The 15409-nt window shown below is 40.7% G+C and carries 19 protein-coding genes and 1 tRNA gene; 13 read left to right on the top strand and 7 right to left on the bottom strand.

What is annotated here, in order from left to right; translation table 11 throughout:
- Nucleotides 1-149: 149 nt before the first annotated feature.
- The 8 genes from DX873_RS06535 to DX873_RS06500 are packed head-to-tail and all read left to right on the top strand — an operon-like array spanning nucleotide 150 to nucleotide 4686.
- A complete protein-coding gene (locus DX873_RS06535; protein ID WP_116183681.1) occupies nucleotides 150-638 on the top strand; it encodes a PRTRC system protein E in 489 nt (162 codons plus the stop codon).
- A complete protein-coding gene (locus tag DX873_RS06530) occupies nucleotides 635-856 on the top strand; it encodes a PRTRC system protein C (protein ID WP_116183680.1) in 222 nt (73 codons plus the stop codon). The genes DX873_RS06535 and DX873_RS06530 overlap by 4 nt, the downstream gene beginning before the upstream one ends.
- A gap of 36 nt (nucleotides 857-892) precedes the next feature.
- Nucleotides 893-1936 carry a hypothetical protein gene (locus DX873_RS06525; protein ID WP_116183679.1) on the top strand — a complete coding sequence of 348 codons (1044 nt, stop codon included), beginning with the start codon at nucleotides 893-895 and terminating at the stop codon, nucleotides 1934-1936.
- A 2-nt stretch (nucleotides 1937-1938) separates the two neighbouring features.
- A complete protein-coding gene (locus DX873_RS06520) occupies nucleotides 1939-2646 on the top strand; it encodes a hypothetical protein (protein WP_116183678.1) in 708 nt (235 codons plus the stop codon).
- Nucleotides 2636-3415 carry a PRTRC system ThiF family protein gene (locus DX873_RS06515; RefSeq protein WP_116183677.1) on the top strand — a complete coding sequence of 260 codons (780 nt, stop codon included), beginning with the start codon at nucleotides 2636-2638 and terminating at the stop codon, nucleotides 3413-3415. Before DX873_RS06520 ends, DX873_RS06515 begins: the two co-directional genes overlap by 11 nt.
- Nucleotides 3416-3452: 37 nt before the next feature.
- The gene (locus tag DX873_RS06510; protein WP_116183676.1) at nucleotides 3453-4106 is read left to right on the top strand and encodes a hypothetical protein; all 654 of its coding nucleotides are present in this window, start codon (nucleotides 3453-3455) and stop codon (nucleotides 4104-4106) included.
- Between the two features lie 5 nt (nucleotides 4107-4111).
- Nucleotides 4112-4438 (top strand): hypothetical protein, encoded by a 327-nt coding sequence (locus DX873_RS06505; protein WP_116183675.1) that lies wholly within the window; start codon nucleotides 4112-4114, stop codon nucleotides 4436-4438.
- Nucleotides 4435-4686 carry a hypothetical protein gene (locus DX873_RS06500; RefSeq protein WP_116183674.1) on the top strand — a complete coding sequence of 84 codons (252 nt, stop codon included), beginning with the start codon at nucleotides 4435-4437 and terminating at the stop codon, nucleotides 4684-4686. The genes DX873_RS06505 and DX873_RS06500 overlap by 4 nt, the downstream gene beginning before the upstream one ends.
- Before the next feature lie 86 nt (nucleotides 4687-4772).
- Here the strand turns inward: DX873_RS06500 and DX873_RS06495 are convergent.
- Nucleotides 4773-4846 (bottom strand) — tRNA-Met (locus DX873_RS06495).
- A 206-nt stretch (nucleotides 4847-5052) separates the two neighbouring features.
- Here DX873_RS06495 and DX873_RS06490 point away from each other — a divergent pair.
- Together DX873_RS06490 and DX873_RS06485 are read left to right on the top strand one after the other, a co-directional pair.
- Nucleotides 5053-5436, top strand: a complete 384-nt coding sequence (locus DX873_RS06490; RefSeq protein WP_116183673.1) for an START-like domain-containing protein — start codon at nucleotides 5053-5055, stop codon at nucleotides 5434-5436.
- Nucleotides 5437-5489: 53 nt separating this feature from the next.
- Nucleotides 5490-6335 carry an aminotransferase class IV gene (locus DX873_RS06485; RefSeq protein WP_116183672.1) on the top strand — a complete coding sequence of 282 codons (846 nt, stop codon included), beginning with the start codon at nucleotides 5490-5492 and terminating at the stop codon, nucleotides 6333-6335.
- Between the two features lies 1 nt (nucleotide 6336).
- Here the strand turns inward: DX873_RS06485 and DX873_RS06480 are convergent, their stop codons facing one another.
- The 5 genes from DX873_RS06480 to DX873_RS06460 all read right to left on the bottom strand — a co-directional run bounded on the left by DX873_RS06480 (nucleotide 6337) and on the right by DX873_RS06460 (nucleotide 10869).
- Nucleotides 6337-6897: a YqgE/AlgH family protein gene (locus DX873_RS06480; protein WP_116183671.1), complete on the bottom strand. Its 561-nt coding sequence runs from the start codon at nucleotides 6895-6897 to the stop codon at nucleotides 6337-6339.
- 120 nt (nucleotides 6898-7017) lie between these two features.
- Nucleotides 7018-7290: an HU family DNA-binding protein gene (locus tag DX873_RS06475; RefSeq protein ID WP_116183670.1), complete on the bottom strand. Its 273-nt coding sequence runs from the start codon at nucleotides 7288-7290 to the stop codon at nucleotides 7018-7020.
- 177 nt (nucleotides 7291-7467) lie between these two features.
- The gene (fmt, locus tag DX873_RS06470; RefSeq protein WP_116183669.1) at nucleotides 7468-8433 is read right to left on the bottom strand and encodes a methionyl-tRNA formyltransferase; all 966 of its coding nucleotides are present in this window, start codon (nucleotides 8431-8433) and stop codon (nucleotides 7468-7470) included.
- Nucleotides 8411-10306 (bottom strand): RecQ family ATP-dependent DNA helicase, encoded by a 1896-nt coding sequence (locus DX873_RS06465; RefSeq protein ID WP_116183668.1) that lies wholly within the window; start codon nucleotides 10304-10306, stop codon nucleotides 8411-8413. Before DX873_RS06465 ends, fmt begins: the two co-directional genes overlap by 23 nt.
- Nucleotides 10306-10869 (bottom strand): AAA family ATPase, encoded by a 564-nt coding sequence (locus DX873_RS06460; protein WP_116183667.1) that lies wholly within the window; start codon nucleotides 10867-10869, stop codon nucleotides 10306-10308. Before DX873_RS06460 ends, DX873_RS06465 begins: the two co-directional genes overlap by 1 nt.
- 89 nt (nucleotides 10870-10958) lie before the next feature.
- Between DX873_RS06460 and DX873_RS06455 the strand changes: the two genes are divergently transcribed.
- The 3 genes from DX873_RS06455 to murA all read left to right on the top strand — a co-directional run bounded on the left by DX873_RS06455 (nucleotide 10959) and on the right by murA (nucleotide 13298).
- A complete protein-coding gene (locus DX873_RS06455) occupies nucleotides 10959-11246 on the top strand; it encodes a DUF493 family protein (protein ID WP_116183666.1) in 288 nt (95 codons plus the stop codon).
- Between the two features lie 84 nt (nucleotides 11247-11330).
- A complete protein-coding gene (locus tag DX873_RS06450; protein WP_116183665.1) occupies nucleotides 11331-11975 on the top strand; it encodes a DUF4290 domain-containing protein in 645 nt (214 codons plus the stop codon).
- A 15-nt stretch (nucleotides 11976-11990) separates the two neighbouring features.
- Nucleotides 11991-13298 carry a UDP-N-acetylglucosamine 1-carboxyvinyltransferase gene (gene murA, locus DX873_RS06445; RefSeq protein WP_116183664.1) on the top strand — a complete coding sequence of 436 codons (1308 nt, stop codon included), beginning with the start codon at nucleotides 11991-11993 and terminating at the stop codon, nucleotides 13296-13298.
- 70 nt (nucleotides 13299-13368) lie between these two features.
- Here the strand turns inward: murA and DX873_RS06440 are convergent, their stop codons facing one another.
- The gene (locus DX873_RS06440) at nucleotides 13369-15342 is read right to left on the bottom strand and encodes a tetratricopeptide repeat-containing sensor histidine kinase (protein WP_116183663.1); all 1974 of its coding nucleotides are present in this window, start codon (nucleotides 15340-15342) and stop codon (nucleotides 13369-13371) included.
- Nucleotides 15343-15409 lie beyond the last annotated feature (67 nt).

The following is a 15409-nucleotide window of genomic DNA, read 5'->3' as shown; positions in this document are numbered from 1 at the left end:
GGGTGGATTTTAGCCTGTTTTTACGAGGATTCCCACGGGTATGGGCGTATCTTGAAAGAGAGTTAAGGAAGGAGCGGGGCAAATTAATACGGTGCAAACCAAGCCCCGCTTTTAACTAAATTTTTTTAAGAACTATAAATACCGTTACTATGACAGACTTCTTTTCAACATTACGGCAAACGGGTATAGAACAATATGGCATAAGTGTCTCTTTTGATGGGGATTCGGTCAGCGTGTCCGTTTTGCCCAAATCGAGTGCCAAGGACAAGGCCCTCCAATCCATAAAACCGCTTACCCTACGGGGAAACGTAACGGAAGTGGACGAGAAATTCTTTCAAGTTCTTCAAAAACCATTGGAGCAGACCAAGGCACTTTTCAGAAACACCGTTGCTTTTGAAAAAGCCTTGGCGGAAACCGAACAAAAGACCCAACAGGCCAAGAAGAAAAAAGAATCGACTACCAAAAAGGTCACCGAGTTAAAGCAACTTCTAAAAGAGAAGGACTTTAACCCCATGAGCGACCATAAGAAGGCAACGGACATTGCCAACGAAATCTTGAAGATAGACCCGAACCACAAGGAAGCGCAAAAGGTCATCAAGGATATGAAAGCATACGAATCCCCAAAACTTTTTCAATGATGGAAATCGCAACGATAGAACGCAAGTACATCTACCAAGACGGCAACAACAATGCCATTGAGTTGGATGATTTGGATAGCCAATTGACCCATCAGCAAGTGATGGAACACTATTCGCAGATCTATGCCGAACTGACCAACGCCAATATCATGGACAAGGGCATAGTCAATGGCCATCATGAAATCCATTTCAAGACCTTGGCAGGAACAAAGGGATAGACCGATGAACGTAGACGAATTTCTAAATCACGAAAGATGCACCCACAAACCGACACCCCTTTTATCGAAAGAACTCAAAGAGTTCCACGCCCGATTGTTCAAGGCGGTTCAACAATCCCATTACAGGTACGGAACGCAAAGACCGAAAGTCTTGCAACCAAAGGTTTTTCCCTTTCTGACCTGAGCGTTCTGCCTATTCTTTCCAAGCCGATAATCGAGGACGGATCATCGGTTGATATAAAGGCACTTGCCAGTTTAATGGTGGATGCCACCCGTAACTTTTCGGGAAATATTGACGACTGGCGGTTTTCGGCATCCGATAGCTTGGATGATTTGATATTGCGATGTGCCAATCGGCTGAAAGAAAGGGCAAGAATTGACCATATCGAAGTTTTACGGGAAGATGCCGACCTGCGCTTGGTCTTGAAACGCCATATCGGGAATCGTAGCACGGTCTATTGCATTCCGTTGCGACCCGTTATGCCCCTTCGATGGAAAAACCCTATGCTTTTTGATATACTAATGTCCTTTATCAAAAGCCTACCCTATATCAATCTTTTCCATACGGGAGAGGATAGGGTGGACTGGCTTTGGGAATATCTATTTGAGGAAGAAGCCTACCATAGGAAAAACGGGAGTGTTTTTGGTAATTGTAACTCGGTCAGGTTCTTTGGTCGCTACCAAAAGCTGTTCGACGAATACGAACCACAGGATTGGAAATTCCTTTTACTAAAATACCGTCCTCGAAAACCCCTGCACAAGGGAATCAAGGAACTGTTATCAAAAGCCGATACCATTGATTTTCGGGTGCCGTTCCGTATCGGAACAAGGGATGCCTATGAAAGTATGTTCGAGCATTGGGAATCTTTCCTGATAGTTGACGATGCGGACAGTGAATTTACCCGTTCCTATATCGAAATGCTCAACGAATGTTCCAACGAATATGACATTATTTCTGCCTATGAACTAACTACGGTCGAAAAAGGTAACCTACAGCCCTTTGAGGAAGGGTCGACCTACAAACTTAATCGATTGGAAGAATTTCTTACCGATCTCAACGAACTTTTAAGACTGCTTTGAACATGGAACAGATTGCCAATTTACGGCCCGATGAACACTTTCTTCCAAAATTTGCCATTATCGGTTATTCCCAAGAAGAAGATTATTACAACAGGGGGCACTACTTTTCATATCACAACATCGTAGGGGCAAAGCTTACGGCAGGGATGCCGCTGACCAAGGATACCGCCCGAAACCTCTTTAGGTGTTTGGAAGGGGATTTGATAAAGTTCAGGTTTAAGGGAATGTTGCCCAAGAACCTTATTCATTTTGATTTCAAAGGAAATCTCCAACTGGTATGGTACGTCCATCCAAAACAGCACACCCTGTATTTCGATACACGAACGGGTATCGCTTCGGGAAATTATCCCTTGCCAAAACTGATCTTCAAGCTTGAAGGGAACACCCTTAAAGTCTTTGCCCTCCATCGAAAGGATACATTGACCGACACCGTTTCATTGTACCACGCACCGTTATTGAACGTAGGGAGGCAAGGAAATGTATGTATGGGCAATGCCTCGATGGATTATGACGGCTTTGACTATTACGAGGACATCATGGGGTTTGTCGAGCAGCAATTCTTTCGTTCCGTTTTTACGGCTACCCATCACAACAACATTGCGAAAGGGAACATTGTGGATGTAATGAAACGGAATTTCAGGAAAACATTCTTTGATGACGCTCTACTGAAAAAAAACAAATTGACCTTAAAGGATTTATATGAAAACTAGAATTCATTTCGCTCCCAACTACTTTTACAATCCAACACATCCCATAACCATTGCATTGATCGGGGTAGGGGGTACAGGTTCCCTGATGCTGGCACGGTTGGCACGGATGGATTTTGCCCTGCGCCAAATCGGACACCCAGGTTTGCACATAATCGCCTATGATTCGGATATGGTTGAAAACAACAATGTTGGCAGACAACTCTATGCCCTTAGTGATGTAGGGGAGTATAAAGTGGTCAATGCCGTCAATAAGGTAAATATTGCCTTTGGTCTGCAATGGGAAGGAATTCCCATGGATGCACTTCCCGATGGCGAGGATATTCGGGCGAACATCATCATCACTTGTGTCGATAATGCCCGATTTAGAACGCTGTTATCAAAATCGCTTGCATTTCCCTTCAAGGGGTCTGAATATCAAAGCATGTTCTATTGGCTGGACATTGGCAACTGTAGGGATAGTGGGCAATTCGTGTTAGGAACTTTGTTCGAGGAAGAACGAAATATGGAACGGGAAGATTTTGAAATGGTGGACAAACTCAAAAACATCATCGATTTTTTTCCCGATTTGGATGCCCATGACATTCCCCGTCTTCAAGGTGCGGGATGTGCCTATTCCGATAAGCTGAACGAGCAATCACTTTTCATCAACGATGTACTGGTCGCCCATGCTTCCGATTGCCTATTTCGGTTATTGTACCACAAGCAGATTCAAAAGCATGGGGCATTTGTGAATTTGGAGAGTGGGAAGGTCAATTCGATTTTGGTCTAATTGAGAATTAAAATATTGACGCTAAAAAATATCAGACATGGAAACGTTGCATTATAAAGGATATGAAATCAAAATCGAGCGGGATGATTTTCCCCAAAATCCACTTAGGGATTGGGATGGGCATGTACTTTTTTGTCTAAACCACAAACGATATGATTTGCATAATAACACCGATTTTGATACCAATGAATTTGAGAGTTGGGAAGCTATAAGAGAAGCTATTGAAGATGAATATTGCCCCTTGGCCATATTGTCAGTTTTCATGTACGACCACGGTGGCATTACTATTAAGACTAGCCCTTTTATTTGCTGTTGGGATAGCAGCCAAATCGGTTTTGCCTTTATAGATATTCCTACGTTGAAGCAATGGGGTTTACGGGCAGGGGATAAAACTGCCAAGGAATTGGAAGAAATGATTAGGGACAATGTTCGGTTGTACGATGATTATTTGACGGGTAATGTATTCGGTTACTCCATTGCCGATTCCAGTGGAAATACTTTGGACAGTTGTTATGGCTATTATGGGGATTTGGGAAAGGAAGATATGATCGGGGAAGCAAAATCAAATGATGAGCATTACTTAAGGCAAAAGATCGTTAAACACGCTATTAAAGTGAAAAGATGGATCAGGTCACAAGTTCCATTAATATATAGGCAATCAATTGGCCAAATTCATTTTTACTCTAAATAACAAAAATGAAAACAAATAAAAAGAACAGATCTAACATCAAAGAACAGCATTACGGGACAATTCACAATTTCGTCTACCACAACGAAAGGACAGGATTATATGGTAAAAAGTTGGAAGCCTTGTACCGATTGGTGCAATGGAAGGGAAAACCTCTTGATTTTCCGACTGACCATAAATTCTATAATGTCAAGGTTATAGAATATGCCGATAGGGATTTCATAGGTTTTATCAGAACGGGGTTTTCAAAAAAAGCTTTCTTTCCGTGTAAATTGCAGACCGTTGCGCTTCGGCTTTTGGGTAATACTGGCAAATCAAAAGCACCATTGCAATGACCATGTATGCACATTTAATCACGATTTTTAGAAAAATCGACCCAGAAAAACTGTATTGGGAGTTTACCTATTTTGAGGAAAGGTCTTTTCAATCCGCAGCATTTGGGGCAAGAAAAAAAGAATTATTCAAAATTGATGGCAAATTCTACCGTGTGGATATAGTCGAAAAAATTAGCCCTTTGAAACAGCTTCCGAATTTGGTGGTCAAGCACGGTAGGCACACTATTTTTAGAGACTATGTGGAATGATAAGGAAAAACCAAAAATGTTGTACATATGTTGTACAGAACAAAAAAACCCAAGATTTTCGTCTTGGGTTTTTTATCATCAAAAAGTAGCGAGAGGGGGACTTGAACCCCCGACCTCTGGGTTATGAATCCAACGCTCTAACCACCTGAGCTACCTCGCCATTTACTACAATATTTCAATTTTGTCTCCGGGTTATGAATCCTGCGCTCTAACCACCTGAGCTACCTCGCCGTGGTTTGTTTAAGCGGGTGCAAATATAAAGTTTAATTTTTCCCGAATCAAAATTCAGTATTAATTTATTATTTGATATTTATTTTTTTATCTTCCCGAATTATATCAAATTAGAAAAGGATAAACACGGCGCATATGAGCGATAAGATAAAATTTGAAATAGAATTCGTAATACAAGCATCTCCACAGTTGCTTTACCAATATATTTCCACGCCTTCTGGACTATCAGAATGGTACGCAGATAATGTTAACTCGCGAAGTGAGATTTTCAGTTTCATTTGGGATGGGGCAGAGGAGAAGGCCAAGATGCTAAAACGGAAAAGCGATGAGTTTGTAAAATTTGCATGGGAAGAGAATGATGATGATACCTATTTTGAAATGAAGATCATTGTGGACGAAATCACAAAAGATGTTTCTCTCTTCATAACAGATTTTGCGGAAGAGGATGAATTGGATGAGGCAAAAATGCTATGGGAAAACCAGGTCGCTGACCTGAAACATGTTCTTGGTTCCAAGTAGATCAGTTCTTAAGTAAAACGTATATTTGGCCTTGATTTTTCAAGGCTTTTTTTATGGTCAATCTAAATGGGAAGCTAACTTCTTCCGATACCGCCCTTTTCAACAACAAGAACAGAGGTTTAAAATATGGAGATGCCCTTTTTGAAACGGTACGTTGTGTAAATGGTGTACTTTTCTTTTGGGAAGACCACTATTTCAGACTGATGTCATCCATGCGCATTCTTAGAATGGAAATTCCAATGGAATTCACCTTGGAATACCTGGAAGAAGAGATAAAAAAAACAGTGCAGCAAAATGGCTTTGAGAACCATGCGGCCAGGGTAAGACTGACTGTTTTTAGAAATGATGGAGGGCTATATGGCCCGGAAACCAACAATGTATCTTTTATTATTGAGGTCAGTGCACTGGAATCGCCTTTTTACGTTATTGATGATAATCCCTATGAAGTAGAACTGTTTAAGGACTACTATGTAAACAAGGACATGCTTTCCAACTTAAAGACCAATAACAAGATTCTAAATGTGGTGGCCAGTGTTTACGCCAAAGAAAATGGCTATGCTAATTGCCTTCTAATCAATACCGATAAGCAGGTAGTGGAAACTATAAACGGGAACTTGTTTCTAGTTGTGGGAAATCAAGTAAAGACCCCTCCCTTGAGCGATGGCTGTTTGGATGGTATTGTTAGAAAAAAACTTGTAGAGATTATTTCCGCAACGGAGGATTTTCAACTTTTGGAAGAATCCATTTCACCATTTGAACTACAAAAGGCGGATGAACTTTTCTTTACCAATAGCATTGTAGGAATTCAACCTATACGGAAATACAGGAAAAAAGAATTTACAGATAAGGTCAGTAGGGAACTGGTGGGTAAACTTAATGCAAAAGCCAGAATAGGCTAATTTAGTTCAGGGAAGGGTTCTCTGGAGAATTGGACCACAATACATAATTGCCACCTAGCTCCATCATTTTTTCCTTCCAGAAAGCCGTAGAAGCTTTTTTTAGGATATTACTTTCATATTCATTTTGAACCACCACCCAGGATTTGGAAGAAAGCTCTTGGTCCAATTGCTGAGACCCCCAGCCAGAATACCCCAGGAAAAAACGGATATCCTGCTCGGTAATGGTTCCATCATTGATGAGGTTAACCGTTTTCTCAAAGTTACCTCCCCAGAAGATACCGTCAGAAATTTCCACGCTATCATCAATAAGGTGAGGAACTTTGTGGATGAAGTAAAGATTATCCTGTTCCACCGGTCCCCCATTGAATACTTTGAAAGGAATTGTTATTTCTGAAATAAGATCACAAATGGTGTAGTCCAATGGCTTATTGAGTATAAAACCCACGGATCCCTCTTGGTTATGTTCGGCAAGGAGCACTACGGACCTGTTGAAAGAGACATCTCCGGACAGGGTAGGTTCCGCAACCAATAGCTTTCCTTTTTTGGGTTCGTAGCTCACCATTTATACTGGAATCTTATTATTAAATGTAATATAATATACGAAAATTACAAAAAGCCGGAATTTGCTGTAAACAAAAAAGCACCTTTAAAAGGTGCTTTCATATATTATAAAAACCTTGAATTAGTTTACTGCACCACTCAATTCTGCTCCAGCTTTGAACTTTACTACATTCTTAGCTGCTATCTTGATGGTTTGACCAGTCTGTGGATTTCTACCTTCTCTGGCATTTCTCCTGGATACGGACCAAGAACCAAAACCAACTAAAGAAACCCTGTTTCCTTTTTTAAGAGATCCTTCTACATTTCCCAAGAAAGATTCCAATGCCTTTTTGGCTGCTGCCTTAGTGATGCCTGCATCAGCTGCCATTGCATCGATTAACTCTGTTTTGTTCATAATGGAATTAAATTAATTGTTGTTAATATAATTTTAATGCTGAACAAATTTATACGGATTTGCCTTTAACGCAAGTAAAACCAAGGGAAATCAAGGTTTTTGTTGATAACTTGAAACGTTTGTTGATAAAGTCGCAACAAAATGGCCGATTTTTGCCAGCCTAGGCGCAGCAAGGGTTTAGCGAAGATGTGCTTTTTCTTCAAGATCTAGACCATTTAAAACTTCCGAGATTTTCATTTTTCGCTTGCCGGGCAATTGAATTTCCAGCAGATGAAGATACCCTCCTTCAACAGCAACTTTTAACGTCTTTTTATCCATAAATAATGTTCCGTAAGAATGGTTGTGCTGATCGGCTTCCATTTTGGTTTCATAGATCTTGACATTGATTTCTTTTCCCTTGTTTACCAAAAATGTCCACGCCGTAGGATAGGGGCTGAGTCCTCTAATATGGTCGTGAATTTTTTCCAGCGGTCTTGTCCAATCCACTTTACAGGTCTCTTTATGGAGTTTATGTGCCGGTTTAAGTTTTTCTTCTGTTGTTTGCACTGAGCTTTCAGCCTTTCCACTTTCAATTAGCCTACAGGTTTCAACAACCAATTCTGCACCCAAGTCCATCAATCGATCATGTAATGTGCCTACATTGTCATCCGGAAGGATTTTTTCTGGTCGTTGTAGTATAATATTACCGGTATCAATCTTGTCATCAATAAAAAAAGTGGTGACCCCGGTCAAGGTCTCCCCGTTCATGATGGCCCAATTGATTGGGGCTGCTCCTCTATATTGGGGCAATAGGGAGGCATGAAGATTAAAGGTGCCGAATTTGGGCATGTCCCAAACTTGTTTGGGAAGCATCCTGAATGCAACTACAACTTGTAGATTGGCCTTGAGACCTTTTAATTCGTCCAAAAATTCTTCATCCTTTAAGTTGGTGGGCTGAAGTACTTTTAGATCTTGTTGCTTTGCATACTGTTTTACGGCAGACTCCTGGATTTTTCTTCCTCTGCCCGCAGGTCTGTCCGGAGCGGTTATAGCACCGACCACTCTTAGTCCCGCATCAATAATACCTTTAAGGCTTGCCACGGCAAATTCCGGAGTGCCCATAAATACAATTCGTAAAGATTCAGTTTCCAAGGGTGTATTCATTTTTATAGTTTAACACGACCACTTCATCTTCAAGCAGTTGGCGTAATATTTTTAAAAGAGTTTTTTCGCTTGCCCCAGTGGCCTGTTCCAATTTTCTGGAAGAACAGGGGCCTATTTTTAAAAGGGCCATGACTTTTTCCTCCAATTTGGGGGTGGGAGCTTCTTTGTCTTTCTTGGTGCAAATATCGCAAGTACCACAATTTGTGGTAGTTTTTTCACCAAAATACTTAAGTAAATAAGTGCTACGACAAAGCTTGGTATTTTCAACGTAACCGAGCATGGACTTTAGGTTGCTTAGCTTAATCGTATTGAAATCCTTAATTTTTTTTGCAAACCGATTAATGGTGCGATCATCTTCCCGGGGAACCAGAAAAGTGATTTCAAGATCACTGGATGTATTTTTATATTCGGCTATGCCATCTTTATGAAGTTGCTTTAATATCTTTTTGAGTCGCTTTTCGGTCTTCCCTGTTTTTTTTGAAAGTAGAAACAGGTCAATTTTGGTCTCAAATTCTGTGATACCGCCATAAGTCCTAAGTATGGTTTGAACAACTGAAGCGGTTTTACGGTTCCTTTCAAAGTAATTGAAGATTCCCGCCCTTGAGGCAATAAATTTAAGAACATTCTTTTCCCTGAAATTTTCAGATAGCGCTAGTACCGAATTCTGGTCCAATATCCTGAACGCATTGTACGCCATGTTGGCTTTAAAGTTATATCGCTTACAAAATGCATTGAACTTAAAGGCCAGGGGCTCCGTGACTGATTCTCCAAAGGAAATTTGAAAATAATTGTTCAATTGAACATAAAGTTCCTTCACGAAGGATACCTTGGGAAGTGAAGAAAGAAATTGTTGTTGGGCAATATCAAAATCCTCTTTGGTTGTAACAAGTACCGCATGGGAAGTATTTCCATCCCTTCCAGCTCTTCCGGCTTCTTGAAAATAACTTTCCAAACTATCAGGAATTTGGTAATGTACCACTAAACGTACATCAGGCTTGTCCACACCCATGCCAAAAGCATTTGTGGCAACCATCACACGGGTTCGATTTTCTAGCCAGAGGTCCAGTTTTTCCCTTTTCTCTTCTTTTGACATTCCGCCGTGAAAGAAATCCGAAGGAAAACCACTCTGGTTCAAAAATTCAGCTAGGGTCACGGACATTTTTCGGGAACGGACATACACAATGGAACTCCCTGGAATTTTGTTTAAATACTTTTTTAGCTGATATAGCTTATCCTGCGTATGCTTTACCTTAAATACTATGTTGGACCTGGAAAAAGAATCTTTGAAAACTCTGGGCTGCTCCAATTGAAGATTACCTAGGATATCTTCTACTACCCGTGGCGTTGCGGTCGCAGTCAATGCAATAATCGGAGCTTTAGGAGCTAGTTCCCTTAAAACGGCACAATCCAGGTATGCCGGTCTAAAATCGTTTCCCCATTGTGAGATACAATGGGCTTCATCAATAGCGATAAGATTTACATCCATCTCGCGAATACGTTCTTGCACTACGGATTGTTGCAGCCTCTCTGGGGACAGGTATAAAAACTTGTAATTTCCATAGAGGCAGTTGTCCAGGGTATTCATCAGGTCCTCAAAAGAGAGCCCACCTGTAAGCATGGCAGCTTTTATTCCTTTATTTTTTAGCTGTCCTACTTGATCTTGGATAAGGGCCACCAAAGGTGAGACCACAATGCAAATACCTTCCATGGCCAGTGCGGGTACTTGATAGCATATAGATTTGCCGCCTCCAGTAGGCATAAGGGCCAGAACATCCTTCTTGGACAGAACGGCATCAATTATTTTTTCCTGGGACCCTCTAAAATCAGAATGGCCCCAGAATTCTTTTAAAATGGCTTTAGTTTCGTTTTGCACTAAACTTGGTTAAGGGTTTCCAAAATGAACGCTACGCGCTCAGGAACCACATCTTTTGGCACTATAATGGGGTTATAGCCAAATTGTGTATAGGTGTTCATAAGGGCATCATGGATTTTTTCGGCCTCATTGAAGGTTTCCAAGCGCTCATTGTCCGAAACGTAGATTTCCTTCCAAGGGGGAACAATGAAGACCGCATCATATCTATGGTTTTCACAAGCCTCAACAAACTCTTTTCCATAGGTCTGATCAAAAAAGTCCATATACGCCAGCACATCGGGAACACCTCTATCAAAAAAGCAAAGGGGCGCATCAATGTCCTTGGATTGCCTGTGATGTTGAGCCCTTCCATGCAATAAATCCTTATTGAACTGCATGGCATCATCAACAAAGACCAGCGGGTTGGAAATATGTTCTTTGTCACCTTCTTCCATTCTTGCCTTGAAGGTCATGTCCCTGATAATCTCATGGAAACAATGAAACCCTTTACTCTCCAAACCGTTTACAATAGATGTCTTTCCCGTCCCCGGAGCACCGGTGATTACAACTTTACTTTTGCCCAAATACAATTGTTTATTAGCACAAAGTAATGAAATCGGCAGAAGGAAAAAAAATTGGGGGTTAAGCTATATATTTGTAAAAAAATAACAGAATGGAGAAGGAAAATACGGATGAATTCTATGCAAGGCTCAAAGAGCAATTGTTGGAAACTACATCATGGCCATCCAACTACCTTTATAAATTCATTGTTCCTACGGATGAGGAACGTATTGCGCAGATCACCCAAATTTTTGATAATGCTGGAGCGGTGATAGAATCCAAGAAATCCAAAAAAGGAACCTACACCAGTATTTCCATTACTGTAAAGCTCCAAAATCCGGATGAGGTCATAGCCAAGTACAAGGAGGTGTCTCAAGTGGAGGGAGTAATTTCCCTTTAGCGCAGTAGATTGCCATAATTTTATTAATTTGCAGGCATTATTCGTAGGACTTCCGGATAATTTAATTTCAATAAATCTTTTAGTTTGAACGTAGTAGAGAATTTAGAATACAATACAGAGCGTCCAAAGCTCTATATCCCTGAGTATGGACGTCATTTTCAGAAGATGGTGGATCATGCCGTATCTATAGAGGATAGGGAAGAGCGAAATAAGGTGGCTAAAGCCATTATTAGTGTAATGGGTAACCTTCAGCCACACCTAAGGGACGTACCTGATTTTCAACATAAACTTTGGGACCAATTGTTCATCATGTCTGATTTTAAGTTGGATGTTGACTCCCCATTTCCTATTACTTCACAGGAAGTTTTGCAGCAACGTCCAGAACCGTTGGAATATCCGCAGAACCACCCAAAGTACCGATTCTATGGCAACAATATCAAGAGAATGATCGATGTGGCCGTAAAATGGGAAAAAGGAGATATGCGTTCCGGGTTGGAATATGCCATCGCCAACCATATGAAAAAGTGCTACCTAAATTGGAACAAGGATACCGTTGAGGACATGGTGATCTTTGAGCACCTGAAGGAATTGAGCAGCGGTGAGATTGATCTGTCCGATAGCGGAGAGAATTTGACCGAAAGCGGCCAGTTCCTGAAAAACAGACAAGGTAAGTCCAACAGGAGCAACAACGGTAAAAAGGGACAGCGAAACAGAAAGAAAAGGTATTAAATTCTAAAGGAGTCCATGGGTACATTTCGAATAGAGGGCGGTCATCAACTACATGGTGAGATCACGCCCCAGGGAGCAAAGAATGAAGCACTACAAATTCTATGCGCCGTATTGCTCTCGGAAGAAAAGATTACCATTAATAATATTCCCGATATCATTGATGTCAATAAACTGATTTTCCTTTTGGAAGACCTAGGTGTCAAAATTCAAAAAAAGGGAAAAGGGTCCTATACATTTAAGGCAGATGACATCAATTTAGAGTATCTACAATCATCAAAATTTAAGGAAGACGGACGGGGCCTACGTGGGTCCATTATGTTGGTTGGCCCTTTATTGGCTCGATTTGGAAAAGGATATATCCCTAAACCTGGAGGAGATAAGATAGGCCGGAGACGTTTGGATACCCATTTTGAAGGATTTATCAAATTGGGAGCAAAGTTTAGGTATAATCGCGAAGAATATTTTTATGGTGTTGAAGCTGAAAAGCTCAAAGGCACCTATATTCTTTTAGATGAGGCCTCGGTAACAGGAACGGCTAACATTGTGATGGCTGCCGTCTTGGCCGAAGGTACCACCACCATTTACAACGCCGCTTGCGAACCCTACCTGCAACAACTCTGCAAAATGTTGAACAGAATGGGAGCAAAGATTACTGGAATTGGCTCCAATCTTTTGACCATTGAAGGAGTTGAAGCCCTTGGAGGCACGGAGCATACCATGCTTCCGGATATGATTGAGATTGGAAGCTGGATAGGCTTGGCTGCAATGACCAGGAGCGAACTTACGATTAAAGATGTAAGTTGGGACGATTTAGGGCAAATACCATCAGTTTTTGAAAAACTGGGCATTAAGGTTGAGCGTAGGGGAGATGATATTTTTATTCCTAAGCATGAAAAGGGCTACCAAATCCAGAATTTCATAGATGGCTCAATACTTACCATAGCAGATGCCCCATGGCCTGGATTAACACCAGACCTTTTGAGTATTATTTTGGTAGTTGCCACCCAGGCTCGAGGTGAGGTTCTTGTCCATCAAAAAATGTTTGAAAGTCGACTTTTCTTCGTAGATAAATTGATTGATATGGGCGCAAAGATTATTTTATGCGATCCCCACCGAGCTACGGTCATAGGTCATGATTTTAAATCCACTTTGAAGGCGACAACCATGGTCTCCCCAGATATTAGGGCAGGGGTGAGTCTGTTGATTGCCGCTCTTTCAGCTAAAGGCACCTCAACAATCCATAATATTGAGCAGATTGACCGCGGCTACGAAAACATTGATGATCGTTTACGTGCAATAGGGGCCAATATTGTACGGGTGTAACTTTTTAAAGGTATTTTCTAAAAGTTCTTTTTCCTGGATGTGAAGTTGGACATTGCTCAATGTGCTATGTTTATTTTTCCTTTGGAATCAAAATAACAACCCTTGTACCAGTTTCGGGGCCGCCGTTCAATTGCTCAATTTTCAACAGCTTTTCTTTTGAAAATTTTTTCAAAGCATCAATCCGCTTAGCGGTAATAGACATCCCCCTAGATGGACCCAAAGATTTTTTGGGTTTTGTCTCCTTGTTAAACCCTATGCCATTATCCTCAATGATGCACTCAATGTAACCTTTAAGGTCGTTGAAAGAAATGGATAATTGTTTTGGGCCTTCTTTGGGAATCAGTCCATGAATAATAGCATTTTCAATATAGGGTTGTACTAAAAGCATCGGAACCTCATGTTCGTAAACCTCTAGGTTTTTATCAATGTGAAAGTCATATTCAAAAGAATCGTCAAATCGGAGTGATTCCAATTCCACATATATTTTGAGCAATTCGATTTCTTCGTGCAAGACCAGATTGACATCCATGGAACTTTCAAGCACCTGTCGAAGTAATTTTGAAAATTTGTTGAGATAACTAAGTGCCGCCAGTTTATCACCTGAATTTATAAGGTGTTGAATAGAGTTCAAGGAATTGAAAATAAAATGAGGGTTCATTTGAGCCCTTAACATCCGCTTTTCCAACTCCTCGTTCATAGCTTCAATGGACAATTTTTGCTGAGATATGATTTCATTTTTCTCGGAGAGCATTTTGTTGGATTTGTTCTTATTTCTATAGCGGAAATAGAGCAAAACCGAAGAAAGCAATAGCAGGGCAATAATAATGGCTTGATAAGCCAAACGCCTATTGTTTTGTACCATACGGGTATTGAGGAGTTCCAATTGTAGGTCGTTCTGCTCGATTTCTTTATCCTTAATAAATACATCATGTTGAATTTGAAGGTTTTGGATTTCCTTGATCTTGGTTTCGTTGAGTAGACTGTCCTTATAGGCCATTGTCTGATTGAGATGGTGGATGGCCTTTGGAAGCTGGTTCATGGCCTCATAAATCTCATAGGCCATTTTGTGGGCTTCACGTTTTTGATCGTACCCTCCAATAACGTCCAAGACCTCAAGGTTTTTTGTGGAATACTCAATTGCTTCCTTATATCTTTTTTGTTGAAACATAAGATCAGCCAGGCCATAGTATCCTGCGACGATCTGTTGTTGAAGGGAGAGTTGGTCGGCCAGCTCCAAGGATTTCATCAAATAATCATAAGCCAGATTCCATTGTCCTAAATTGAGATAGCAATTGCCAATGTTTGAATAACTGGTACATAAGGCAACATTGTCTTTTTGTTTTTCCAAATAGGCATGCCTTTTACGAAACTTTTCAAGTGCAGCCTCATAGTTTCCATTATTGAAATCTATCACTGCCAAATTGGCCATGACCATGCTTTCCTTGGATTCAAGGTCCGGTCCGGTATATACCTCAAGTGCTTTCTTATAACTTTCTATGGCCTTCTCCTGCTGGTCCATCAAATCATAAAGTATACCTAGGTTGATATATTCGTACGAGGCATCCCGATTCAGCTGTAATGAATCAATCAGTTTAATGTTTTTGAGATAATAGGCTTGACTGGTAGGGTAGTCCCCAATACGTTTGTAGACAATTCCAAAAGAACTATAGACATCTACCATAACGTCAAGGTCATTGTGTTTTATGGCCAAATCAAGACATCTGTTAAAAAAGTCAAGAGACTCGGCATAGCTGGCTGTCATACCATGGGTAAGCCCCATGTCGTATAGTGCTTTTATTTCACCTTTTACAAATCCAATTTGTTTGGACAGTTCCATACTTTGGGAGCTATATTCAAGGGCTTCTTCCTTGTCATGACCCCTTAATTGCATTCCTAGGGACCTCAATATTTTAACCTTTGTGGTATCGCTGGTCTTTTTCAGTAAATTTTGGAGGCTATCGATTTTTTGGGTTTGGGAAAAGCTCAAGTGAAGGCACATTACGCTAATGAACAGTACTTGAATCAATAGTCGAATCCGTTTCATTTTCTTTCTGTTATCTTATGATAAGATAAGACAATTTATCGCAAGTTCATCTTCTATGGTAATTAAA

The sequence above is a fragment of the Flagellimonas nanhaiensis genome, from assembly GCF_003382275.1.
Taxonomy (GTDB): Bacteria; Bacteroidota; Bacteroidia; order Flavobacteriales; family Flavobacteriaceae; genus Flagellimonas; species Flagellimonas nanhaiensis.
Note: the sequence above shows the minus strand (reverse complement) of the source record. Positions and strands in the feature narration are given on the sequence as shown.

Excerpts from the sequence above, each read along its gene's own strand:
- DX873_RS06535 (WP_116183681.1), top strand. The coding sequence starts at position 150 with ATGACAGACTTCTTTTCAACATTACGGCAAACGGGTATAGAACAATAT.
- DX873_RS06530 (WP_116183680.1), top strand. The coding sequence starts at position 635 with ATGATGGAAATCGCAACGATAGAACGCAAGTACATCTACCAAGACGGC.
- DX873_RS06525 (WP_116183679.1), top strand. The coding sequence starts at position 893 with ATGCACCCACAAACCGACACCCCTTTTATCGAAAGAACTCAAAGAGTT.
- DX873_RS06520 (WP_116183678.1), top strand. The coding sequence starts at position 1,939 with ATGGAACAGATTGCCAATTTACGGCCCGATGAACACTTTCTTCCAAAA.
- DX873_RS06515 (WP_116183677.1), top strand. The coding sequence starts at position 2,636 with ATGAAAACTAGAATTCATTTCGCTCCCAACTACTTTTACAATCCAACA.
- DX873_RS06510 (WP_116183676.1), top strand. The coding sequence starts at position 3,453 with ATGGAAACGTTGCATTATAAAGGATATGAAATCAAAATCGAGCGGGAT.
- DX873_RS06505 (WP_116183675.1), top strand. The coding sequence starts at position 4,112 with ATGAAAACAAATAAAAAGAACAGATCTAACATCAAAGAACAGCATTAC.
- DX873_RS06500 (WP_116183674.1), top strand. The coding sequence starts at position 4,435 with ATGACCATGTATGCACATTTAATCACGATTTTTAGAAAAATCGACCCA.
- DX873_RS06490 (WP_116183673.1), top strand. The coding sequence starts at position 5,053 with ATGAGCGATAAGATAAAATTTGAAATAGAATTCGTAATACAAGCATCT.
- DX873_RS06485 (WP_116183672.1), top strand. The coding sequence starts at position 5,490 with ATGGTCAATCTAAATGGGAAGCTAACTTCTTCCGATACCGCCCTTTTC.
- DX873_RS06480 (WP_116183671.1), bottom strand. The coding sequence starts at position 6,897 with ATGGTGAGCTACGAACCCAAAAAAGGAAAGCTATTGGTTGCGGAACCT.
- DX873_RS06475 (WP_116183670.1), bottom strand. The coding sequence starts at position 7,290 with ATGAACAAAACAGAGTTAATCGATGCAATGGCAGCTGATGCAGGCATC.
- fmt (WP_116183669.1), bottom strand. The coding sequence starts at position 8,433 with ATGAATACACCCTTGGAAACTGAATCTTTACGAATTGTATTTATGGGC.
- DX873_RS06455 (WP_116183666.1), top strand. The coding sequence starts at position 10,959 with ATGGAGAAGGAAAATACGGATGAATTCTATGCAAGGCTCAAAGAGCAA.
- murA (WP_116183664.1), top strand. The coding sequence starts at position 11,991 with ATGGGTACATTTCGAATAGAGGGCGGTCATCAACTACATGGTGAGATC.
- DX873_RS06440 (WP_116183663.1), bottom strand. The coding sequence starts at position 15,342 with ATGAAACGGATTCGACTATTGATTCAAGTACTGTTCATTAGCGTAATG.